The organism is Ureaplasma ceti, assembly GCF_040369755.1.
In the GTDB taxonomy this organism is placed as follows: Bacteria; Bacillota_I; Bacilli_A; order Mycoplasmatales; family Mycoplasmoidaceae; genus Ureaplasma; species Ureaplasma ceti.
Window position 1 is genome coordinate 44,197 of the sequence record NZ_BAABQM010000002.1, and the last position, 25,117, is coordinate 69,313.

Genomic DNA, 25,117 nt, shown 5'->3' on the forward strand with positions numbered 1-25,117 from the left:
ATACCTACAATTCTTAAGAAATAATAATTAATTAATTATTTAATTATAAGAAATAAGTGAAAAATAAAAAAGACTCTAACCTTGCAGTTACAGTCTTTTCTTATCTATAAATTATAGAAGAACATTCTACCAAATGGTCCGAATGGGTTGCCACCTAAATCATCTGAGTCTACTTGACCATTTCTGATTTCGTTAGCGTAAACGTTTAATAATTCTTGCATTCTTTGCATATCACGTTTAGGATTAAACACACCACCAGTAATCATGCAAATAACGATTGCTACGATTAATGCATAAATTACAAATTGTAAAATTCTTCAATCCACAATTAGTTTATAAGCGTATGAAGTTGTTTTATCTAACTGGTGACCGTTTACCATTACTAATCCAACTGTTGAGCCAGAAGTGTAAAGGTTAGGGTTCACTGCTCCACTGTGATTTGTAGCTGTAATCAATTGGTTGAAATTATCAAAGTTAAATACTAAAGCTTGTTGTACTCCAGAAGCGATTAATGTTACAAGTAAGATCATGATTACATAGAAAATCATTCATCCTCAAGAATAACGGAATTTAAAGTTATCATTTTTGTTATTCCGTAACATCGAAGATACCACCATGATTACAATGAACAGAATCATTAATAATTGGAATGGGAATGGAGTTTGTAACTGTACAGACTGTCAGTTACTTGTAATTTGTCCAGAACTTGAAATGCTTGTTGGAGCGTAAATAAATAGCTTATTGTTTGTGCACATTAATACTGCAAACGCTGCAATTGAGAATGCTAAGATTAACAACATGAAAGCGGTTGTTAATCATTTCATAATTGGAATAATTTTTGGTTTTGAAACAAAAGCATAAACTTTACCAGTTGCAATGTTTCTGTTTAACATGTAAGCCGCTTGTTGTTGAACTAATTGGTCAGCTACATCATGCATTGAATATCCGTTACGTTCAAACACATCTTCATCAGATTGAGGATTGTTTGATGCTGAATAACCAGCATTTTGGTCATCTTGAGCTTTTTCTTCTTCAGATACTCTTTCAGCTTTGGCTTTTTCTTCTTTAATAGCTTCTTGTTGTTCACGTTCTAATGATTCACTTTTTAATGAATCACCGATTTCAGTAACAGTTTTACCAATTAAATTATTTAAGAAGACATCAGTGTAATTGATGGCATCTAAGTTAGAGTCATCATCAGCGAATGCGCTAGCATCATCTGTGATTTCTACTCTTTTATTAGCATGGTAGTAGAAAGCGTTCATAAATTTATGTGCTTTCTTTTCTTCCACACTAAAGTTATTTTCGTAGTAAGCTACGATTTGAATATCTTTTGCAATGACATTTTGGAAAGACTCATCAAATTTTAATAAGTTAACCGTGTCAGGTGCAAGGAAAACAATGTCTAAATAATTAGACACTTTTTCATAGTTTTGAATTTGTTTTTCGTTTAATGGATTTGACATGATTGTTCCTTATGAGAAAATTAATAAACTTCTAATTGCCAAATTTTTATCTATAATATTTTGTTTGATTTGTAAATCTGTTAAATACAAGTTATTTAAAATATATTTTAACTGATTAAGGTGTTTATTCTTAATTAATTGAACCGAATTAGCCACGATAAAATTAGCGATGCCTAATTCTTTTGCAATTTGAAAAGCACTATAAGATTGCTCTAGCAATTGCTTAATTAAGTACAGCTGATTGATTTGGTGAGCCAACGTGGCAATGATTGTTGTAGGTTCAGTATTATTATCTAACATTAAGTCCAATAATTTTAAAGCTTTATCTAAATTGCCTTCAAATCAGTATTGTAAAATCTGAAAAATATTGTCATTTTCGTAGTCACAAATAACATTAGATAACACTTCATCAGTCACCTGACTATAATTTTTTAATTTATTTAGTTCGTTTTGAATGATAGCAGCATCCGGAATTAACTTATTACTTAATTTTTGTAATTGATTAGCAGTTAGTTTTAACTGCATCATTTTTGCCTGTGTATTAATATAGTTAGGCATAGTTCTGTTAGTAAGGCTCGGAAAATCAATTATTTCGCACTTAGTTAAGAATGTTTTAACTTCTTTAGCGCTTGATAATTTTTTATTAATTTCAATAAACACAAACGCTAAATCTTGGGTCACAATTTGTCCTAATTGCGTACTCACACTTTTAAATTTTTCAGACGTAGTGAACACATCAGAATCATAAACCAAATATAGCTTTTGTTCAAAAAATAAATTAGTTTGTTGAGAATCGCTGAAAGCTTCTAAAAAACCGGCAAAGCCTTCAAATTTTTCTATTTTTCAGTCTTTATGGTCTTTTATTATTTGATTAATGGTATCTTTTGTTAATCCATAGTCTTTACTTGTTAAAATTTTCATAGAGATACCCTCTCGCATTATTTTAAAATTCCAATTTAAAAAACATTATATTGTAGAAAAATGAAGTTATATTCAGAAATTAAAGCGGCAAGCAAATTCCATTCTGCCACCTTAGAACAACTGATTAGGGATAATTTTAAATTTTTAAATTTTCTACCAGAATTATCTGAAAGAGAATTCGCAATCATGAGAATTTGCGAATTCATCAAAAGAGATTGTGATAAAGTTTTGATCGCAGAAACCGAAGATAAGGAAATTGTGGGGACAATTTTCTTCAGTTCTAAATTTTCTAAAAAATCATTATTAACAGCTAAAGCTGAAATTAACGAACGGACTGGCATTGAAACCAGAACGATGTTTAATAATTTAATTAACATTAGAAATTTAGCGAACATTTATAAATTTGAATTAAATGAAAGAAAACAAAAATACGTGTTTGTAGATTATATTTTGGTTAACCCAAAATATAATGAACAAGAAGTTAAACAATTTTTAAGACAACAATTTATCGACGAAATTGTGTATGACGGTCATCAAGACTTTTTTATCATGAACATCAACAATACTTTCTTTAACTTCTTTAAAGATTTGAACTGACATATTGTTGATCGTCAATACGCGACACACACTTATTTCAAAGTCTTCTTTGAAATGCAACTCATCCACGCTAAGTTACACACATCACTAGACGAAGAAATTCTTTATAAGAACGATAACTACGTTAATATTTTTAGTGATCACATTGAATTAGATAAAATTTATCACCAATCTTATCCAGCTTATAACCAAGATTGCACAGAAAGAATTTTATTAATTCACGGTACCGCCTCATCACACCAAACGTGAAATGAATTAATTCCTATTTTAAGAAATATTGCCAACATTGAAGTAGTGGATATGCCACTTCACGGTGACTCTAATAACGAACACTACAACAAGTATCGCTGAGATATTTTAAGTTTAAGTTTATTTATGGCTGCCTTTATTAAAAAACAAGGTTGAGATAATTTAATTCTTTGAGGACACAGTTTAGGTGGCGGAGTTGCCGTCAACTTAAAAGAATTAATTCCAAATAAAATTAAAGGATTAATTTTAGAAGACCCTTACAATTCAGGTGCTTTAGAAAACTCAACTAAACTCATTGGCTATACTTTAAAATTAAGTACTTCTTCAATGAGAAAAAGACCAGCAAAGCAAAGTAATTTAACGGCACAAGAGAAATGAAACTTTGCTATGAACTCTTATAAACCATTCACAAAATACGTAGTTTTCTTCTTAATTAGTTTATTGTCTAAACAAATTATGAATTATTTAGATTGAGCTTACTACAACAATAATTCGCCAACTTTAGTTTGCTTCGGTGAAGAAGATGTGGTATTAAATCCCACCCTTTCAAAAAGATTCTTCGACAGATTCAACAGCCACCATTATACTTTTGTAGAAATCCCTTCATCAGGACACTCATTACACCACGATAATCCCGTTAAATTATTAACGTGTGTATTTAACTTTTTACACGAAAAATTCGGTATTGAAGTTGAAAGTGGTTTCCATGAGTTGTATAAGATAGCATAATATCTATTTATTAATACCATTTATTAAACATTATTTATAAACATTAAATAAAATAGAATTAGAAGTTCTATTTAATGTTTAGAAGATAATATAATGAATAAAATAATACAAACAAAATCTAAAACATTAAAGAACTACGATGCTACTAAATTCGTGGTTCTTTTTGCGTGTTGTTTGATTAACATTATTAGTTATAGTATTCCACAATATGGGACTCCTTTAACCTTATCAAGCTTGTCTGAATTCGTTACAGACAACAAAATGTTTTTAATTGGGTTAATGTTCCTGGTGGCATCACTAATCAATTTATTGATTAGTCCTTACGTAAATAAGATCTTCAGATTTGTCAATATAAAAGCATTATTCAGTATTGGAATTATCATTAATGGATTAGGTTTTATGTGCTTTGGTTTAGCGCAATTTGCCACACACAATTTGGGTGCAGGGATTGTTACGATTTATACCGCACAAACTTGTGTCACAATCGGTTCTATGATTTTTTCAACCATTTCAATTCCGTTAGTCATCAACCAATGATTTAGTACAAAGCAAAAAGGTATGGCTATCGGTCTATCGACCAGTGCAATTGGCGTTGGTGCTATGATTTGACAAGTAGTCATCCAAAATTGTTTAAAAAGCAAAGCCTTAGGATATGACTCAGCCACTAATCACCTAGCCATTTGAAATGTTTACTTTATTTTTGGGTCTATCATTATTATTGCTGGTATTTTAATTACCGTTACGATGATTAAAGTGCCTAAAACAGATGCATATAAAAATGCTGCTGACCAAAAAAACTTTGTCTACAACGAACCAAAACATGAAGATATTGGCCCGGGTTATCAAGTGCTTAAAAGAAACCCTTGATTCTGATGCTTCTTATTCGGATTCTTTTTAACTTCTATTGGAATCGGAACCTGAGGTAACATGTACGTTACTTTCTTAGAAGATGGTTTAGGTTGAGATGATAATCCTAAAAAATATGAAATTATCGGTTATGTCGGATTCTTTTTTGCAACCGGCAACATTATTGGAAACTCTATCGGTGGGACTTTATTCGATAAGTTTAAATCTTCCAAAATGTGAGCCTTTGCGTGTCTAATGAGAATCTTAGGAATGTTCTTATTATTAGTTTCCGCAGTAAAAACTTACGCTATTTTTGGCGCAGGTTTCTTCTGTGGATTGGGAACATTATCTTATAGAACCGGTAGATCGTTTATTGCTATTGATTTGTTCAAGAAAAAAGATATTAGCAAAATCTTGTCTATGGTGGCGATTTCGTTTAGTTTAGGTTACTGCATTAGTTTACCTATCTTAAACGGTATTGCTGACTCTGGCAGCACATCATATCTTTTTGGTGTGCAATGTAACAGACAATGAGAAGGGGCGTGAATTTTTGCCATTTCTGCCTTGTCATGTGGAGCACTACTAACTTGAATCATGATTAAAAGAATCAATAAACTCGGAACAAGAGGGATGCAGTACGATACCGTTAACCGTTATACCCTCTTTGAACAAAAAGAAAAATTCTGATTTAAATTTACTTCTTGATTTTTCTGATACATTGGTTATAAAGAATCTCATTATAAAAAATGGTACAGACACCATCTGCAAAGACTTGTAGACGCTGTCTATCGGGTGAGTGAACCTAAGAAGAAAGAGTTACTAAAAAACACGATTCAAAATTTAAGAAATTTAATTGGTGAATGTAACAACAAGAAAAATTACTTAAAATCTAAACAAAACAAAAAACTGTCTCGTTATAGATTACAAAGTATAAAAATTAAAACAGAAACTTTCTTAGATGACGTTGATTACAGATTAAAAACGTTCGACTTTAACTATAATAAATTTTACGCTTACTATACTAATCCGTGAAAAGTGATCTATAAAGAAATTTTAGAACAACTGACGATTATTTATGAAGGTAAAGTGTGAGAACAACACATGTTGTACAAACTGAGATTAAGATCTCGTAAACATAAATCTATTAATAAGATTGAAAAATACTACAACAAGTTTAAAAAACTGAAAGCAGTGATTCTTCATCTAATTGATACAGAAAATTAATAATAGCCCAGGTTTTTAAACCATGGGCTTTTATTAATCATTCTTTCAGGAAATTAATCGGATATTATAAGACTGAAGTATGAACTTTATGACTTTTAAAAGAGGAAAAACTATGAACAAACAAGTTCCACAAATTAGATTTAAAGGGTTTGATGAAAATTGAGAATTCAATAAATTAAATCAAATTTGTAAATATAAAACATCTTCTTTAACATCAAAAGATATAGATAAAAACGGAAAATACGATTTATACGATGCAAACGAAATCATCGGAAAAACAAATAAGAAATTTGAAAAATGTGAATATATAACTATCATTAAAGATGGTTCTGGGGTTGGAAAGGTAAGAAAATTGCCAGAATATACAACTTTTATCGGTACTATGGGAGCTATTTATAGCGATATTACTCAACTCGATTTTTTATATGAGTTACTTAAAAAAATGGATTTCAGTAAATACAAAACCGAAGCCAATATTCCTCATATTTATTTCAGTAATTATGGAGAAGAAATTATAGCTTATACAAATATTAATGAACAAAGAAAAATTGGAAACTTTTTTGTTTTATTGAATAACCTTCTCGCTCTTTATAAGAAGAAGTGTGAGAAGCTGGAAAAGATAAAAAGCACTTTAATCAAAACACTTCTCGATTCATCGGATTCTATTTTTGTTAAAAACGAAAAATATAGTTTTGATAGACGTTTAATAAACGAAGTAATATCAGTTATTCCATTTAAAAAATTTATTTGTAATAAATTAGATTTAAATGGCTCATTCCCAGTTATTCAACAAGGTGATAATCCTTTAATTGGCTATTCAAATCAAATGCCTTATATGAAATATGAGGATGTAATTGTGTTTGGAGATCATACTTTATCTTTATATAAACCCACATCTCCATTCTTAGTTGCGACAGACGGTGTAAAAATCATAAAAAACAATGATTCATATATTTGCAAAGAATTTTTAATTTATTTATTAATTAATAATTTGCCTAAATCAGAAGGTTATAAAAGACATTTCCAATTACTTAATGGCAAAGAAGTTAATGTAATTACTAGTAAGAACATTCAAAAAATATTATCTAATTTATTTTTTTCTATGGATAAATCAATCGCTCTATGTAAGCGAGAGTATTGCTCTACTTTAAATCATAAAATTCATAAATTACGTATAAAAAAGCTCAAGAATTTAATTGTCTTGAGCTTTTATTTCGTCTTTTTTCTTTAAAAAATTAGATTTTGATTAGATGAACATCTTTTCCAGCAATGATTTCTTTATATTTTCTAGTTTTTCGCACTTACGCTTACATAGAGTAATGTTATAAGAAATTGTATTTAATAAAATCCCTATTTTTGTTTGTTCTTTCAATTCAGGTAATTTAATTTTTTGTTCTAAAAAATCTTTAGAAACTAAATTACTCATCATTGTAGTAGCTTTAGTTGATTTCATTAAAATATTTTTCATTATTTTTTCATTATTAATTAAATATTTTCAAAATCATAAATCATATTCAATAATTGGAGAAAATACTTCAAATACGTGAGAAATTATTCCGTCTCCGATTGTATTTTCTACAAATCTACCACATGTAAAGTTTTTACTTTTATTACCTTCAAAAGCTATATCACCAATTTTGAATATATTGTAAGTTTTTAAGTACTCTTCATTTGAAATTTTTACGTCTGATTTAAAATACATATTTGCAACAGAAATTACATTATTTTCGTCATATTTTAAATTAGAATTTTTGACAGTATTTTTCTTATATAGTTCAGAAAATGTTTTATTAATTCATTTTGAATTAAACTCTTTAAATCTTATATTAGGCTGATTAAAACCAAGATCAATAAATACATTTTCTATTAGAGATTTTCTTATAATTTCTAGTTTCTCACACTTCTTCTTATAAAGAGCGATAAGGTTATTTAATGTAAGAAAAAATTTTCCAATTTTTAAAGCTTCATCATTATCAATTTTTGGTATTTGAATATTGTATATAGATTCCGAAGAAATAGAACTAGGGATTGCATTATTATTCACCAAAGAATAAATATACAATTGTTTACTAAGTAAAAAAGAGTACATAAAATAGTTGTCTATAACGTTTTTAGTGTCTATGCAGTAGCACACATCATTTGCTCAAAATTTTTCTTTTTGTAAATTTACAAACCCAGCACTTCCATATTGAGCAATGGTAATAATGTTTGGATTACGATTAAAATCTTTATAATATCCAAATATTCCTGTACCACCACTAATTATTGGATATCCAGAGTTTTGAACTGACTTTTTAGTGATTCTTTCTCCTCTAGAAATAATTAGCATATCTTTCAGTATGCAAAAATTTCACTCTTTAGAAAATTCTTTAAATCTAATCTCAGGAACTTGTTTATTATTCATAAAGTTCTTTCTCTACTTTCTAGGTTACTTCAGTGATTTTATCTTCGTATTAATCATACGCAATTATTATTTATTGCAAACATTTTCTTTTCTTCAATCCTAGATTTCTTTTCTGGGTTTTGTAGTATTTTAGAATAACCGTTATAATAGGTTTAGAGATTACTTATGAATAAATTACATTTGAAAAGCAATGCTTCAAAGAACTATGATATTGCGAAATATGTAGTTCTTTTTGCATGTTGTTTAATTAATATTATTAGTTATAGTATTCCTCAATACGGAACTCCGTTAACTTTATGAAGTTTGTCACGTTTCGTGACAAACAATAGCATGTTTTTAATTGGGATGATGTTTTTAGTTGCATCTATTATTAACATGCTGGTAAGCCCTTACGTAAACAAGATCTTCCGTTATATTAACATTAAGGTCTTTTTTAGTTTAGGGATTGTAATTAATGGTTTCGGCTTCATGTGCTTTGGGTTAGCGCAATTTGCGACTCACGCATTAGGAGCTGGCATTACAACCATTTACATCGCTCAAACTTTAGTCACTATTGGCGCTATGATTTTTTCCACTTTAGGTATTCCTTTGGTTATTCACCAATGATTTAGTGAAAAGCAAAAAGGTTTAGCTATTGGGATTGCTACTAGTGGTACTGGAGTGGGGGCCATGACTTGACAAGCAATTATTAATCCGGCGTTAAAAAGTCCAGCTTTGGGTTATGTACCTAATACCGCTCATTTAGCCGTTTGAAATGTCTTCTTTATTTTCGGGGCTATTTCTATTGCAGTCGGTTTAATCATTACGTTAACAATGATTAGATTACCTAAAACTGATGCTTATAGAAATACCACGGACCAAAGAAACTTTGTCAGAGACCAAAAACAAAAAGAAGATATGGGACCTGGATACCAAGTTTTAAAAAGAAACCCTTGGTTCTGATGATTTGTTATTGGTTTCTTTATCACCTCATTAGGTGTTGGCACTTGAGCTAATATGCATTTTGCCTTCTTAGAAGACGGTTTAGGCTGAGCTTATAATAAGTATAAATATCAACTAATGGGTTATATCGGTTTCTTCTTTGCCATTGGTTCTATTATTGGTAATTCTATTGGTGGTACTTTGTTTGATAAGTTTAAATCAGCCAAAATTTGAGTAGTGGGTTCCACTATGAGAATTCTAGGCTTATTCTTATTACTGTTATCTGCTAAAGCTACTTACGCTATTTTCGGAGCTAGTTTCTTTTCTGGTTTAGGTACATTAACTTATCGTACCGGTCGATCATTCATTGTTATGGATCTGTTTAAAAAGCGTGACGTCTCAAAAATTTTATCAGTTGTTGCTGTCGCTTATAGCTTAGGTTACTGCATTAGTTTACCAACCTTAAACGGTATTGCTGACTCTGGTGAAGTTTCTTATATTTTTGGCATTAAATGCCACCACCAATGAACTGGTGCTTGAATTTTTGCCATTGGTGCTTTAGGTCTAGGAGCCATTCTGACCTGAATCGCTATTAAAAAGATTAGTCATTTAAAGACCGAAGGTTTACAAACCACAACCTTTAATAAATTCAACTGATTTATGTGACAAGATAAATTGCAATACCAATTTATGATTTGACAGTTCTGATACTTTGAATCTAATTTAGACGCCTTGCAAAAGAAATACCAACAAAAATTACAAAAGCGTTACACCAAATTACTCTTAACCCAAACAGACAATTTATCGAAGTGTTACCAACAAACCGTTCAACAATACCAAAAATTATTAAAGGTTTGTCAAGCTAAACAAAGTTCATTACAACACAGACAAACTAAACGCTTGTCTAAATACCAATTGAGTCAAATAAAGTTTAAACATAGTGAGTTTTTACAAAACTTAACCTACCAGTTAGAAACTACTCGTTATAATTACGAACAGTTTAACCAGTATTACCGTGACTACTTATACTTTAGTCAAATGCAACTTCTACAACAATTGACATTAGTCTATGATCATCACGTGACACAAAAACGGTTAACAAGTAAATACCAAACGAAACGTTATAAAAAACAAGCTGGTCACAAGATTGAACAATACTATAACAAGTATCGCGCCATTCATAACACCATTATGAACTGACATTAAAAAAATCCTTCTCCCAAAACTACATAGGGAAAAGGATTTTTTCTTATCATTTTAAGACTTCTACAATATTAATCTTTTTAAAGAATGACATTCCGGTAAAGAAGATAATTAAGAAGATGACGGCGATACCTAATTCAATTAACGCGAAGATTCATCAGTTAATTGGAGCGGTAATTAAGACTCCAATATTAGCAAAAGCAAATGTTTTGAAGATGCTTAACGCTAACATTGATAACGGAATTGTAATGATTAATGAAATAATTCATGTTGGTACAAAGGCGCTGAAGAAGTTTCAGCCATTGCTCATGTTTGAGTAACCTAATGTCTTTAAGACAGCGGCTAATTTCAACATGTCTAAGACAATGATTCAAGCCAATAGAACCACAATAATCATTGATAACACAATAATTAAAGCAGATACAATTCCTTCGATTTGGTCAAACGTATTTGACACGATTGCAAACATTGCTGCAGCTTGTTTTACAGCATCTGCTGATGTAGTAATTGAAGCTAAACTCATCTTACCGTAAATATCAGAAATACCATCAATAATTGCGCCAATTAAAGCGTTTTGAGTTTCTTCTGCAGTAGCTTTTGGATGTGCTTTCAAGTAGTTATTTTTGAAAGTTTGACTAGCTGCAGTGAATTGGTTATTATTCATATTTAAAGCGTTCGCAATATACGCTGTTTGATAAGGTGAATTTAACGCGTTTTTCACTAACGTAATCATAGTGTTATTTTTTTCTCAACTATCACTACCAGGGTATAAACCATTTGGTGAATATAAGTCGATGTTTGAAGTTAACACGTTTGGCTTTACTTGTGAAGTAAACATACCGTTGAAACCACCAAATGTATTTCACTTATTATTCATACCAACAGATAAAGCATAGTTATTATCTGCGGTTGGTTGTTCAGTTACGTTAGTTTTGTTTTGGTATTGTTCAGCAGTAGCTAAACCTAAAACATTTTGAGCTGAAGTCATTGAAGTAAAGAATTCAGCGTTATGACCAGTATTGTTAATACCTACCACTGTAAACGTTTGTTCTCAAGGTTGGTATAACTTTTGTGGTGCATTTGGATCAGTTAAGATTTGTTCTGGATTTGCTGAAGTGTATCTTCAAATTGTGTTGTTTGGTGTGAATTGGAATTCATCCCCAATTTTTAATTTGAATTTTCTTGCAGCATATTGGTTCACAATTAATAGGTTTGGTGCAGCATACAATTTGTTGTTAATCTTTTTACCAGTTGTACTACTGTATAGATTAATAAACTTAGAATCTGGCACAATACCTTTAATTTGAATTGGTGAGTTTTTCCCTACTGAACTATCAACAGTAGCGTCGATGTAAGTGTAAGGTTCATCAGTTGCTTTATTGAAGACAACTTGGTTGTAACTGATGTTGTAGAAACTATCAGTGTAAGCTGGATCCATATAAGCGTGTAAGAAGAAGTTAATGAAGTTTAAACGGTACGCTAAAGCAATCGGACCTGTATTAGTCATGATGTTTGGTTCGTAACCGTAAGTGGTTGTATTTGCAAATGGATCTAACACAATGTTACTTGTGTTTGTATCACTGTTAATAGCTACACCTTTTTCTAAGTACTTCATGAACATTGATCTTGTAGTTAATAAGTAAGGTTCACCGTTTAGTTGTGTGTTTACATCAAATAAGACAATGTTCTTATTATGTGGCGCTAAACGAACATTACTAATTACGTTCTTATGGAATAAAGTTAATGGATAGTACTTTTCTTGTAACATTTGACTTGGAGTTTGTGGTCAATTATTATCATTTGAATATGTACTGTAAGCTTTATTAATTAATGTTCCAATTTCGTTAGGTTGCATTTTAAGGATTGCTTCTGGTGAAGTTAATCCTGGAATTTCTGGAGCAGAAATTACTCCATATTTTTCGCTATAACCATTAACACCGTAACTTAATTTTCAATCACTTGGATTTTTTACGTTAAAGTTTTGAATTGCTCAAGTTTTAGGGAATGGTAAAGCGTTATTAGCGTCTGGTAAGACCTTACCAGTACCATCTGCATTTGCGCCCGTGTTGAAGAAGAAAGCTTCGTTGTAAGGACGCATATCAGTCATTAATCTTTCACCATATTCTTTACACATTTGGTTTGAAGTATTAATTTGGTCAGTTGGCATTACTGCTAACGGTACATTTCATGGAACTACCGATTCAGAACCAACCCCAAATCTATTCATCAATAATTGTTGCAATTCGGTTTTGTTCTTTAAGAATAAAATGTCATTTGCATATTGGTGACTATCTAAAGCACTTGGTCAGTGTAAAGCTGTATATTTTCTAAACGCTGGTGAGTTATAGAAAGCTGATAAGTAGAATAAGTTTTGGTCATAACCTTGATTATTTAGTTCACCATTATTTGGTTGGTGGTATTCATGAATAATCCGTCCAACCATATCATTAGCAATTGCTAAATATTGACCACTTTCTACCGTTGGAGTAAAGTAATTAATTGCAAAGTTTGAAGTATTACTCTTCAAGTCATTTTTATTTACTTCATCTAGTTTGCCACTAGATGAAGTTACAAAGGTTAAAGTTACCCCTGTAATAGTTGTCATGACAATTAATGTCACAATTTTCATTAAAGAAGCAAAAGCTAAAGAGCTTCTGAATCTCAACATAATTGGACCTCAATTGAAGATTGACTTCACAGCGTTAGCTAAGAAACCAACTTTAATTGTGCCGTTTTCTTTCATTAAGGCAACTAAGTTACCTCTTAACATTCACATACCAATGAAGAAAGTTAAAATAGCAAAGACGATTGAAGTAGCAAAGATGGCTAAGAACATTCAACCGACGTTAAAATCATACATCGGCGTTGGAATCATTCAGTATTTTGAGAAGATTGATAATGCAGTACCTTGTAAGAAGAAGGCAACTACATATCCTAATACACTCGCAATAATACATGGGACAACCCCAATTAAGGCAATACTGCTTAATACAGCTAATTTGTTTACCCCGTTAGAAATTAAGATTGCAATTGTTTGTTTGTTTTGTTCAACGAATCTCTTAGCAAATAATGACATCACAAATAGTGATAACACTACGATGAAGATTGTAATCGCAATACTTACCCCTTGAATTGCTGCCACTAGTTGCACAATAAAGTTAACTCTTAAACTAGCGGGTGACATTTGGTTCTTAGGGTTGTAGTATGTATAAGCTGGGGTAACATTGGATGGTCACGCCATATACTTTCTCGCTAAGACATTAATTTTAGATACGATGGCTTCTAAAGCTTCTTTGCCATCATATTTCGCTAAAATAAATGATTCGTGTGGTGCAGTTGGGAATGAGAACTGAGTTCTATTGTAACCCGTTTCATTCATATATAAAATCGCTTCTTTTTGTGGGTTAGGAATCACGTTTTGGAACGAAATAATCGGATACATGAAGTCTGGTGAAATACCAGTTCCCACAATTAAATAAGGAATGCTATTAACGTAAACCTTATATTTATTCGGAATGCTTTGGAACCAGTTAATAAACTGATCGGTTGTTGGCATTGCAGTTGATAAGTCGTGAATATTGCCCATATCCACTGAAGTAGTTTTAGTTTCACCTACTTCTTTTAAATAATTATCATAGTGATAAATTTCTTTATGATTATCTTTCGCAAATTCTGGAGAAACTACAGCTAAGTATGATGACGGATCATCAAAGTAACCCGTTGCTGGAATGTTATTGTTTCATGCATCCATCACAAAAGTAATTCTAGAACCCCTAATCTTTGGCGGAACCACCAAACTATTGTTAGGATCCACGAAAGCTTTAATATAAGGTTCAATCGTCGTTAACGCTTGTTGGTCAGACGTTGATAATCCTGTTAAATCAGGATTATAAGGGTCAATATTAGGATGTTGTAATAAGACCTTTCAGGCCGCTTTAAATTCGTTGGCAAACTTTGAAGTACTTCAAGCTGCGTTCGAAGCGAAGTAGACTAATTCTTGTCTTGCAAAAATATCCTTAGCGCTAGCTTTACCAGTTAAGCCTTGTGAGCTTTGCTGCAAGATTTTATTGAAATCAATTCCTGTTGGTAGGGTAGCTTGGTTATCTTTGTTAACCGGTAAACCATAAGATTGGAAAATATCTAGTTTATCAATCGTATAACTATTACTATATTTAATTACTTTATATTGGTCTTGGTTATTACCGTTAATTACTCTTAATGATTCAAAATTTCTATATTTAACACCAAGCTTATTCAATTCGGCGTTAAAGTCTGACTCATTTTTCTGTCTAACACTATTAACATCAGACCATTTATCATAAATGACAATGTTATGTAAATTATAGTTATCCACTAGGCCATCATAAGACTTAATCATGGACTTACTCAGACTGGTGAATAAAGTAAACGCAGCGATAGCGATAAATAATAAAATAATGAGCCCGAACATCGACGCTTTATTTTTAAAGACATACCGCAGCGTATTTCTAAATAAATTTCGCATGCATCTCTATTCCTTTCTGTGATCTTTTATAAAAAAGACTAGAAGAGAAGAACGTGCAGTTTTCCTGTTTGTAACAAACTCAAAATTACACTTCTTAAAAAAGTTAATTTTAAGTATTTATCGTAAGGTAAGTGTGTTTTTAAGCATAATCAAATTGTAAAAATTAAGACAAAATCAAAAACGTAATAATTAGGTTTTCTAATCATTACTTTTCATAAAAATACAAAAAATGTAGTTAGAGTGCTTAAGGGATTAGCATAATTAATGTTGCTACAACACTCAAGGTTTTTGATTTGCTTCATTTTAATTTGCACTTACATTAAATATGTATATTATATATAAACTTAGTTAGTACTTTTCAATAATTACTTTTTCGTAAATAAGGCAACCACGTTTTCTGTAGTTCCTGACTTACAAGCCAAAGTAACAATGTCACCATTTAATAATTTCGTTTGTGAACTCACTGGGAAAATAACTTCTGTCCCTCTGTTAATCATAATGATGTTAGTTAAGTATTGTGACTTTAATTCAAAGTCTTTGATATCAACTTGGAATAACTTAGGGTTTGTCACCGGAATTTTAATAATGGATACCCCATCATCAAACATTGAAATGTTTAAGTCAATGTCGTGAATTAATCTAAATGAAGTAAATTCGGCCATAGTTTCTTCTGGTCAAATAATTCTAATTTTATTGTCAGTTAAAATGGACAAGACTCTTTTTTGCACTTCATTTCTAACTTTAGCAATAATATTTCTTACTTTTAATTGACGCAAGTTAGACACAATTAAAATTGAGTCTTCCATAGAACTTACCCCAACAATCACTTGATCAAACTCAGAGATATTGATATCTTCTAAAGCTGTTAGGTTAGTAGCATCTGCTTTATACACAAATTCAAATTGGGTAGACAACATGTCTACTTTTTCTTGGTCGTTGTCAATTAACACAACTTTTGCCCCAGCGTTAGCTAAAGAAGTAGCAACTTCTTTAGAAAAGTTTTCTACCCCAATAATACAGAATTCTTTTTTTTGCATTTAAAAAACCTCAATCGATTTATTTCAACTATTATATATAATAGATATGTTTATCTTTAAAATCATAACAAAAATTAGGAATGTTTCATTACACGAATTTAATCTATATTTAAAAGAATAAGCGTAAAATATGACTTCAAGAAAATGAAAACCCTTCGATTGGAAGCGATTCTTATACCGAATGTTTATCGGAGAATCCGCAGCCAAGAAATTATTTTTATTTTATTTATACGCAATTATTATTGGTGTAATTCTATTATTGTTACCCATTTCTTTGCGTAATCCCAGTCATTACGTTGTCACCTTGTATAATGGCGACACGCATCCGTACACGTTCATCGATGCTTTATTCACAGCTATTTCAGCGTTCTCGGATACTGGGTTAACTTCGTTTGCAATTATGCAAACTTACAACATTTTTGGTCAAATTGTAATCTGCTTGTTAATTCAAGTTGGTGGTATGGGATTATTTACCATTTATTGAATTCTTTGAAATGTAGTTTTTAATAACTATATTTATAAAAAAATTAAAAGAATTCCGACTTACGAAAGAAACAAGATTGGTTTCAGTTTCTCACTATTAATGTCTTCTGAAAGAGGAAACAGTAAATTAGGGTTATCTAACCAAACCATTAAATCAGCTGTTATCTTCATTTTAACTACTGAATTAATTTTCGCAATCTTCTACAGTTTATGATTCGGTTTAGTGCCATCATATGTCCAAGTAAACGCTACTTCAGCTAGAATGGTCGTAGCCCATACTGGTGAAGTGTTAAACAATGATGATTGAGTAATTAATTCCAACCAATTAAACCCGCAATACCATAATCCTGGTTTAGCTATTTGAACAGGCATTTTCCAAAGTGTCTCAACAATGAATAACGCCGGATTCGATGTCATTGGTAACTCATCACTTTCATGTTTTAGAAATGGCACAGGTACAATTTTCCAAATTGTAGTTATCTTGCAATTTGTTATTGGTGGAATTGGTTATCCTGTAATTTATGATGTTTTACAGTGAATCAAACTAAGACACAGACGTCAAAAATTCAGATTCTCATTATTTACTAAGGTTTCTTTAAGTACTTACTTTATAGTAGCTTTATTTGGCTTAATCTTATTATTAGGATTTGAATTTGGTTTAAACGACAGTTTAATTTACAAAGTTAACAACTGTGCTTATTTAGAAAACGTCTACTTTGGCAAAGAAGGAGTTGCACGGAACTGGAACGAGTTCGTATATGTACTTTTCAATGCCTTCAGTAGTCGGAGCGCTGGTTTTGCCACTGTCACCGAAAACGATATGTCAGCTCCAGCCAAATGAGTCATGATTATTTTAATGTTTATCGGTTGTGCGCCAAGTTCTACCGGTGGAGGGATTAGAACAACTACTTTAGCCGTTATGTTTATGGCTACTGTTTCAAAAGCGAAAGGTTTTAAAGATACAAGAATTTGAAAACGTTCTATTACGCAAGAAACAGTTATCTCTTCATTATTAATTACTGTTATTAGTGTGGCGTTAGTGGTTGGTTTTGCTTTAATTAGTTATCCACTAGCGATCAAGCTTCTGGGACCAGTCAACTCTTCTGTTACTGATTTAATCTTTGAGTTTGCGTCCGCTTACGGTACCGTTGGTTTAACTAGTGGTATCTCGCCAGCACTTTACACTAATAACTTAAACGGGGTGTTTATCGCCATCTTCATCTGTATTGTGATGATTATTGGACAATTAGGTGTGCCGTCAGCACTCTTCGTGTTCAAAAAAAGAAATACCAGCAATGCAGTGAACTATCCAGTCGATGAAATCCGGGTTGGTTAATCATTACACCATTTATGACAAAGAAAATCCTAACTGAGTTAATTCAGTTAGGATTTTTCTTACATTTCTTTTAAAGCTTCTTCTACTAAACGAACTTTTTCTTCAAGTTCTAATCTTGCATCGACTACTAAATATTTAATACCGAAGTCTTTACAAGTTCCGATTAAATATTCTTTATAAATTGATAACAAGTGTCTGAAGTAATCTTCGTTTTTAGTGAAGTTATCAATTTCTACTTTACGGTTTCTTAAGAAGATTCTTTCTTTGAACAATTCTCAGTCACCATCTAGAATGATGTAAAGTTTAGGAACCCCGAATTCATAAATTAATTCTTGGCAAATGTTTTGTCATAGTGAATCATAGTAATTAAACACTGAAGGTTTATTAATGTTTTCTCTCGCAAATAATCAGTCTTCAAAGATTGATCTGTCGAAGATTGTTAAATCACTTGAATTACAGTTTTTCTTGTAATTTTCAAAACGGTTTAAAACAAAGTATAGTTGGAATAATGAACCAAATAATACGTTGTTACTTCTTTGGTACATTTTATCCAATAACAACATCATTAATTCGTCTTTATCGTCTAATTCAAAGACTAATTTTGAAGGTTCGATTCTTTTGTGTAAAGTTTCAGCTAAGGTTGATTTGCCAAAGGCAATCATTCCACCGATAACGATGTTATTAGCTACTTTAATACTTTTATGTACGGGTGTATAAACTTTTTCTGCCATCTTAAACTCTTTCCTTTATTGCACTTGAAAGCAAGAAGAATCTTTATTCGATTGAATCTTCTTCTAGTTCTTCTTCAATTGCTTCTAATTGTTTTTTATCTTTAATTTTTTCTTCGTAGTAACTTCCAGCTTTAATTTTGGCTGTGATGTCATCTAAATTAATAAATTCCACAATAATAATTGGGTTTTTTCTCTTTCACTTTCACACTAATTGTTTAGTAATGTCATGAGTTGCTTGGTATAAATCGTTTTCAGTATATTGTGGGTTAGTTTCCATAGTTTCACATAATTTACCCTTAACTGAAGAAGTAATTTTGTGAACTAAACTTGTAGATTCTTTTGCAAAGAAACTACCTCTAATAATTACGTTAACAGAACCAATTGTGTTTTCTGTTGGTGAGTAAGTCACCACTACATCCATAATCCCTTCAGAAGATAATAAGTTTCTGTCTGTTAGTAATCCAGCTGAGTCAGAATTAATTTCGTGACCGTTGATATACATTGGACTGGCTTCGTGTTTAATTTCTGTGGTTGTTAATTTATGGTTCAGTAATTGTAAAACTTCACCATTCTTCACAATGATAATGTTATCTTTGTCATAACCTAAATCCATTGCATTTTTCTTCAAGGTTCTCAACATTTTGTATTCCCCATGAATTGGCACAATGTATTTTGGATCAATTGATTTAATCATCAATTGTTGTTCACTTCTAGTCGCATGACCTGAAGCGTGAATCTTTTTATCAGGGTGATTTTCGTAAACTGTCACACCTAATTTGTAAAGTTTGTTAATCATTTCTTCCACTTGAGCGTAATTTCCCGGAATTGGGTTAGAAGATAAAATGATTGTGTCATTAGGTTTTAAGCTTACTTTAGAGTGTTTTTGAGAAGCCATAACGTTCAACGCTGCGTTTTCTTCTCCTTGAGAACCAGTTAAGATTACTAACACTTCTTCATCAGGCATAGTTGCAATGTCTTTTGCTTGAATAAAGTCAGAGTCTTTAGCTTTTAAGTAACCTAATTTTCTACTAATTTTGACGTTAGCTTCCATTGATTTACCTAAAATAGCTACTTTACGGTTCATGTTGATGGCCATTGCAACGATTGATTCAATTCTTGATAGGTTCGATGCAAATGTTGAGACGAATACTCTACCTTTAGCACTTCTAATGTAGTCTAAAATGTTTCTAATAATGTATTTTTCTGATTCACTAAAACCAGGTACTTCAGCAGAAGTAGATTCACATAATAAGACATCTACACCTCTATGTGCAATTTTCATTAATCTGTATAGGTCAGTTTGGTCACCTTCAGTGGCAAAGTCAAATCTGAAGTCACCAGTTTCTACAAGGTTACCATTTGGTGTTTGGAAAGATACAGCAAATGCATCAGGGATACTGTGACATACTCTAAAGAAATCAATTTTGATGTCACCAAATTCAAATGTGTCGTTATCAGAATACATGATTAATTCTGGTTGGTAGATGTTTTTGTATTCTGACATTTTCTTTTCGATTAATTTAACAGATAATTGAGGGGCGATAATTTTTGGAACAGGAACTTTTTTTAATAAGTGTACAATAGCGCCAATGTGGTCTTCGTGACCATGTGTAATAACTAATGCTTTGATTTTGTCTTTACGTTCTAATAAAGAACTGTAGTTAGCGATCATACCATCTACACCTAATAAAGTACTGTTAGCAAATTTAATTCCTGCATCGACGATAATGATGTTGTCGTCATATTCAACAACGTAAGTGTTTTTACCAATTTCTTCTAGGCCACCTAGAGCATAAATATAGGTAGGTTTAGTGTTTTTGGGTGGTTTAATAGACTGAGAACCATTATTTTTTTTATTTGGTTTCATATAAAAATCCTTTAATTTCAACAAATGTTCATTTTGAAACATAAAAATACCATTTATAAGAGTCGTTCATTTATAGATGGATTCAAATGAATATGATATTTTTATGAAAAATATTAAGATAACTTAGTGTGGGTACCTAAGTCACGAGTTTTTAAGATTAACTTAAATGATATGTATTTATATTAATATAATTTTTAAAATCCAAAGACACTAATGTAATTTTTTTCTAGGAAATAAGTGACTTTTTTTATATCTATATTAATAGGGCGATTTTTTTAAAAATAATTCTTCTTTTTTAGAAATAAAAACTCATTTCATTTATAGTCATGCTATAATTTAAATTGTCAATGTGCCAAAGACAGTAACTGGCTTGTCCTTAATTTGTTACCGAGGAACGTTATCTATATAATTCGTTTATTATTTGCATATTGTCAATAAATTAGATATATAAGGTGGTGTAGAAATGAGCCAACAAGCTATTCAAGCTAAAGAAGTTCAAGTTCAAAGCATTACTAGTGATTTACAAAAAGCTAAATCATTTATTGTATTTGAATACTCTGGATTAACAGCTAAAAGCATCACAGCTTTAAGATCTGAATTATACAAATCAGGTTCAAAAATGTACGTATTAAAAAACAACATTTTACGTCGTGCATTAAAAGAAGCTGGTATTAACGATTTTGAAGGATTAGTAAAAGGTCCTAACGCAATTGCAATCGCTTTTGAAGATGAAATTGCTCCAATTAAAAACGTTAACAACGTAGCTAAAGAATTTGATGTTGTAAACCTAAAAGGTGCATATATCGAAAATACATTTGCTGATCAAAATAAAATTCAACAATTGGCAAATATCCCAGGAAGAGAAGGATTGTACTCAATGTTCTTATCATGCTTACAATCACCTATCCGTAGTTTCTTATATGCTGTTAAAGCAGTGAGTGAAACAAAATCTGAATAATAAATTCTATTTATCAAAGATGTCATATAGGAGAAATCAAAAATGGCAAAATTAACAAACGAACAAATTATTGAATCATTAAAAGAAATGACAATTTTAGAAGTTAGCGATTTAATTAAAGCTATCGAATCTGAATTCGGTGTATCTGCTGCAGCTCCTGTAGCTGTTGCAGCTGCAGCTTCTGCTGAAGAAGCTCCATCAGAAGTTAACGTAGTATTAATGGATGCTGGATCAAACAAAGTTGGCGTTATTAAATTAATCCGTGAAATTACTGGATTAGGTTTAATGGAAGCTAAAGCAATGGCTGAAAAAGCTGGTAGCGTTTTAAAAGAAGACGTTAAAGTTGAAGAAGCTAACGAAATGAAGAAAAAATTCGAAGAAATCGGCGCTAAAGTTGAATTAAAATAATTTCTCAATAATTATTTAAACAAACATAATTAACCTCTCTTTCATCTCTTGTTGAATGAGAGGTTTTTATAATAAAATAAATATCATTATGACTTATAACTTAACAAAACTATTAGGAATTTCTCAACCTCAAGATGGTGTGGTAACCTTAAGAGATTGCGTTAATAAATACGTGAAATTATTAGGAACTTATGTCCCTGAATTAATTGACGAATTAACCGCTTTTAGCTACCAACAAAAGTTATACATTTTTCCTGATACTAGTCCTGAGTTAGCTGAAAGTATTAAAAAGTTAATTATCGCGGGTTTCTTAATTACCCACGAATTTACTGGGTCACCAATTGTATTAGTACAAATGGAAGACTTATTAAAAAACAACAAGTTATGTACCCCTGACGTGTTGTTTTTCTTAGTTACTTTACTAACCAATTTATTATGAAGGGTGAACCTTCACGATTGAGATAAAGAACTAGCAGCAATCAACGAAAAAATGACCAAAGTAACCGAACTAAATCCCAGATACTTTGACGTTAATTTATTTAACTTAAAAAATTTGGAAATCGGTGCTCAAACTTTAAGTCGTGATTTTGAGAACAGTGAGGAAGCCTTCCAAGTATCCTTGGACGCTTTCAGACAAACTATCATAGATTCGGTATCACAGGATTCAGATTCAGCAAACCATGAAGAAACTGATTCTGAGTTCGATGACCAGCCTAAAACTACATCAGATCTAACCAACAATTAATTAGGTGCGGATTTGATACCTCTTCTTTCTTCAAAGAGTGCTTAACAAACAATCTAAGAACCAAACACTCTTAGGTTGTTTTACTAGTACAGTTTATTTCATTCTTTCTATGAAAGGAATCTATGCAGAGTATCACACTAAGCCACCCGCAAATTGTGAGTATCGCGGTCAACGTGGCTATCTTCGTGCTAATTGCTATCGGGTCGATAGTCTTCATTAGCCAATTAAAATTAAAAGAAAAAGGATACAAATACCTATTTGTCCTTTATGTAATTTATTGAGTTCCGATTATGTTAGTACGTCCTTATAGAGGGACAATGCAACACGCCTTGGGCGATGTTGAATTAATGTGAGTGGTTCTGGCCGCTTACGGATTTGTCGGAATTTTCTTGAGAGCGTTTGCTGACGTTATTAGCTACGTTTTCAAATTTAGAAAAGCTTTCTTGTACTTCAGTTTAGTGGTACAAATTATCTTATTCATTCCTGTTATCGCTCACCCTTCAACTGCAACTAACATCGTTGAAGCTTTCGGTATCGGGGTCGGGGCCAGCTGTATTGGTACCTACGAATTATTATTCAAAGAACAATACGGTAAAAAAAGAGCCTTCTTAACCGTTTCATTATTATCTATTCCACCATTATTAGCTAACTTCTTAACTGCTCCTATTCAATCAGTAGTTAAAACAGCAGCTACAAGCCACGGTAAAACCGATCCACATATCTTATTGATTCTGTGAATGATTGCTTTAGCTTTCTGTGTCTTAGCGTTAATCATGATGTTCTTCTTAAAAGAAAAGAGAAGAACTACACCAGGTTTATTCAATGCTATTGAAGAACAATTAAGTGAAAAGAAAAATAACCGTAGTCAAGAATTAGGTTTCTTCTTCGGTTTAGCCTTTGTCGGTATGCTAATTATGTTCATCAAATTTAGTAACTCAGGCAGTATTGGTACAATGCACGTGGAACAATTAGCAAAATACAACCACACTTCAAGTGCTGCTTACGAAGGATACTTATCAGTTATTTTCAGTCTATTCCAACTAGTAGCTGGTATCCTTGTTGGTACAGTGTTAATTAAAAAATGAAACACATTATCAATCTTCTTATTAGGTTCAGGAATTTGAGTAATCTACGAATTAGCTGCAGCCTTCATTAGAAGCCCAATCGCTTACTTCTGTGTTCACAGTTTAAACGGTTTCGCTTACGGAATCTTATACAACTTAATCTTAGCTGTTGTATTAAAAATCTCAACATCAGGTAAAGTCGTTACAAAGATGGGTGGTTACCAATCTATCTTAGCTATCGGTATTACTGGTGCCGGATGATTCATTCCATGAGTAAAACACAGATTAATGGCAAGCAACCACTCATTCAACAGTTACATGCACACATACATGGTTGAAAACTTAATCTTATTCGGTTGTGTATTATTAGCCATCGTTACATTTGTGTTATTAACTTACTTCTTTGACAGAGACAACGCTTCATTCAAATTTAAGCAACCAAAGGCTGTAGAATCAGCACAACCTTTAGAAGCTAAAAAAGAAGAAGTTTTAGTATCTGAAAAGATCTAATTATCTTATAAAAGTTGGTTTGAAAAAACCAACTTTTTTTCTTTTCAATATTTAAGTTAATGTAACGAATTACTTGATAATTACTTATTAAAAAACATTATTTTGTTGATTAAAAAATAGTGCCCAAGCATTCTAATTATTTATGAGGTTTTATTAAAAAAGTAATATAGATTTTAAGCACAATCAGATTTAGCATGACATAACCACGTTGTAAGTGATATATAAAATATATAATAAATACAATAAATGGAAGTTAAATGATGAAGCAAGATAAGAAAAATAAAATTATTTTGAATCGTTGACCTGACAATTTTTTCGAAGAATCTTTTAAATATTTTGATGAAAATGAAGAAATAAACGAGCATTTAAATGGTTTATTAAAAGCTTTATCAAAAAAATAATCTAAACCCACCTCCATAATTAACCAAGTAATTATGAAGGCGATTTACACGTTATAAAATTGATTATTTCAAACTTTAATATATAATTAAATTAAGTAAGAACATTATGTGCTCAACTTTCAAGCGCAAATTAAAAATCAAGCGGTCCGAAACGCTTGATTTTTTTGTTGCCTATACTTGGAGCGTTTTAACTTAACTACTTACGAGCAATCAAGTATAACAATAATAAAATTATTATTAACGCTACTAAGTATCACATAAAAAGAAGAACACTATATGCTCCTTTCTAGACACAAAATTATTATAAATAATAATATTTTTAACACAAAAGATAACGTTAATTAATAGACTAATTATTGTGTTAAAACATATTTTTTTCGTGTTGTTTTTTTAAAAAAATAAGTAAAATTTAAAGTTTTGCATAAACTTATTACATAATTAACTGCGCAATTACGAACGCGGTTTAAACTATGTTATAAAATTTATTATTTCCGAATTTAATGTATAATGAAA

The 25,117-nt window shown here is 31.2% G+C and carries 17 protein-coding genes and 1 other annotated feature; of the genes, 10 read left to right on the forward strand and 7 right to left on the reverse strand.

What is annotated here, in order from left to right:
* Positions 1–104: 104 nt before the first annotated feature.
* Positions 105–1,466 carry a hypothetical protein gene (locus tag ABWU82_RS01530; protein ID WP_353289750.1) on the reverse strand — a complete coding sequence of 454 codons (1,362 nt, stop codon included), beginning with the start codon at positions 1,464–1,466 and terminating at the stop codon, positions 105–107.
* A gap of 9 nt (positions 1,467–1,475) precedes the next feature.
* Positions 1,476–2,387: a DNA polymerase III subunit delta gene (holA, locus tag ABWU82_RS01535; RefSeq protein ID WP_353289751.1), complete on the reverse strand. Its 912-nt coding sequence runs from the start codon at positions 2,385–2,387 to the stop codon at positions 1,476–1,478.
* A gap of 60 nt (positions 2,388–2,447) precedes the next feature.
* Here holA and ABWU82_RS01540 point away from each other — a divergent pair, with 60 nt between their 5' ends.
* The 3 genes from ABWU82_RS01540 to ABWU82_RS01550 all read left to right on the forward strand — a co-directional run bounded on the left by ABWU82_RS01540 (position 2,448) and on the right by ABWU82_RS01550 (position 7,263).
* The gene (locus ABWU82_RS01540; RefSeq protein ID WP_353289752.1) at positions 2,448–3,962 is read left to right on the forward strand and encodes an alpha/beta fold hydrolase; all 1,515 of its coding nucleotides are present in this window, start codon (positions 2,448–2,450) and stop codon (positions 3,960–3,962) included.
* A 93-nt stretch (positions 3,963–4,055) separates the two neighbouring features.
* The gene (locus ABWU82_RS01545; RefSeq protein WP_353289753.1) at positions 4,056–6,032 is read left to right on the forward strand and encodes an MFS transporter; all 1,977 of its coding nucleotides are present in this window, start codon (positions 4,056–4,058) and stop codon (positions 6,030–6,032) included.
* 112 nt (positions 6,033–6,144) lie between these two features.
* Positions 6,145–7,263 (forward strand): restriction endonuclease subunit S, encoded by a 1,119-nt coding sequence (locus ABWU82_RS01550; RefSeq protein WP_353289754.1) that lies wholly within the window; start codon positions 6,145–6,147, stop codon positions 7,261–7,263.
* 15 nt (positions 7,264–7,278) lie between these two features.
* On the opposite strand, the gene ABWU82_RS01555 is transcribed toward ABWU82_RS01550, so the two are convergent.
* Positions 7,279–8,436 carry a restriction endonuclease subunit S gene (locus ABWU82_RS01555; RefSeq protein ID WP_353289755.1) on the reverse strand — a complete coding sequence of 386 codons (1,158 nt, stop codon included), beginning with the start codon at positions 8,434–8,436 and terminating at the stop codon, positions 7,279–7,281.
* A 165-nt stretch (positions 8,437–8,601) separates the two neighbouring features.
* Between ABWU82_RS01555 and ABWU82_RS01560 the strand changes: the two genes are divergently transcribed.
* Positions 8,602–10,563: an MFS transporter gene (locus ABWU82_RS01560; RefSeq protein WP_353289756.1), complete on the forward strand. Its 1,962-nt coding sequence runs from the start codon at positions 8,602–8,604 to the stop codon at positions 10,561–10,563.
* A gap of 43 nt (positions 10,564–10,606) precedes the next feature.
* On the opposite strand, the gene ABWU82_RS01565 is transcribed toward ABWU82_RS01560, so the two are convergent.
* Together ABWU82_RS01565 and ABWU82_RS01570 are read right to left on the reverse strand one after the other, a co-directional pair.
* The gene (locus ABWU82_RS01565) at positions 10,607–15,010 is read right to left on the reverse strand and encodes an ABC transporter permease (protein ID WP_353289757.1); all 4,404 of its coding nucleotides are present in this window, start codon (positions 15,008–15,010) and stop codon (positions 10,607–10,609) included.
* A gap of 419 nt (positions 15,011–15,429) precedes the next feature.
* Entirely contained in the window at positions 15,430–16,101 is a 672-nt protein-coding gene (locus ABWU82_RS01570; RefSeq protein WP_353289758.1) for a potassium channel family protein, read from the reverse strand.
* A gap of 181 nt (positions 16,102–16,282) precedes the next feature.
* Here ABWU82_RS01570 and ABWU82_RS01575 point away from each other — a divergent pair, with 181 nt between their 5' ends.
* A complete protein-coding gene (locus ABWU82_RS01575) occupies positions 16,283–17,920 on the forward strand; it encodes a potassium transporter TrkG (protein WP_353289759.1) in 1,638 nt (545 codons plus the stop codon).
* 59 nt (positions 17,921–17,979) lie between these two features.
* On the opposite strand, the gene ABWU82_RS01580 is transcribed toward ABWU82_RS01575, so the two are convergent.
* Positions 17,980–18,651 (reverse strand): deoxynucleoside kinase, encoded by a 672-nt coding sequence (locus tag ABWU82_RS01580; RefSeq protein WP_353289760.1) that lies wholly within the window; start codon positions 18,649–18,651, stop codon positions 17,980–17,982.
* Between the two features lie 43 nt (positions 18,652–18,694).
* Positions 18,695–20,518, reverse strand: coding sequence for a ribonuclease J (locus ABWU82_RS01585; RefSeq protein ID WP_353289761.1), 1,824 nt, complete (start codon positions 20,516–20,518; stop codon positions 18,695–18,697).
* A 334-nt stretch (positions 20,519–20,852) separates the two neighbouring features.
* Positions 20,853–20,946: a sequence feature (ribosomal protein L10 leader region), on the forward strand.
* Between the two features lie 35 nt (positions 20,947–20,981).
* Between ABWU82_RS01585 and rplJ the strand changes: the two genes are divergently transcribed.
* From rplJ to ABWU82_RS01610, 5 genes are all read left to right on the forward strand, one after another.
* Positions 20,982–21,476 carry a 50S ribosomal protein L10 gene (gene rplJ, locus ABWU82_RS01590; protein WP_353289762.1) on the forward strand — a complete coding sequence of 165 codons (495 nt, stop codon included), beginning with the start codon at positions 20,982–20,984 and terminating at the stop codon, positions 21,474–21,476.
* A gap of 42 nt (positions 21,477–21,518) precedes the next feature.
* Positions 21,519–21,884: a 50S ribosomal protein L7/L12 gene (rplL, locus tag ABWU82_RS01595; protein ID WP_353289763.1), complete on the forward strand. Its 366-nt coding sequence runs from the start codon at positions 21,519–21,521 to the stop codon at positions 21,882–21,884.
* Positions 21,885–21,972: 88 nt separating this feature from the next.
* On the forward strand, positions 21,973–22,629 hold the full coding sequence (locus ABWU82_RS01600) for a hypothetical protein (protein WP_353289764.1): 657 nt from the start codon (positions 21,973–21,975) through the stop codon (positions 22,627–22,629).
* 122 nt (positions 22,630–22,751) lie between these two features.
* Positions 22,752–24,203: an MFS transporter gene (locus ABWU82_RS01605; RefSeq protein ID WP_353289765.1), complete on the forward strand. Its 1,452-nt coding sequence runs from the start codon at positions 22,752–22,754 to the stop codon at positions 24,201–24,203.
* A gap of 257 nt (positions 24,204–24,460) precedes the next feature.
* Entirely contained in the window at positions 24,461–24,604 is a 144-nt protein-coding gene (locus ABWU82_RS01610; protein ID WP_353289766.1) for a hypothetical protein, read from the forward strand.
* Positions 24,605–25,117 lie beyond the last annotated feature (513 nt).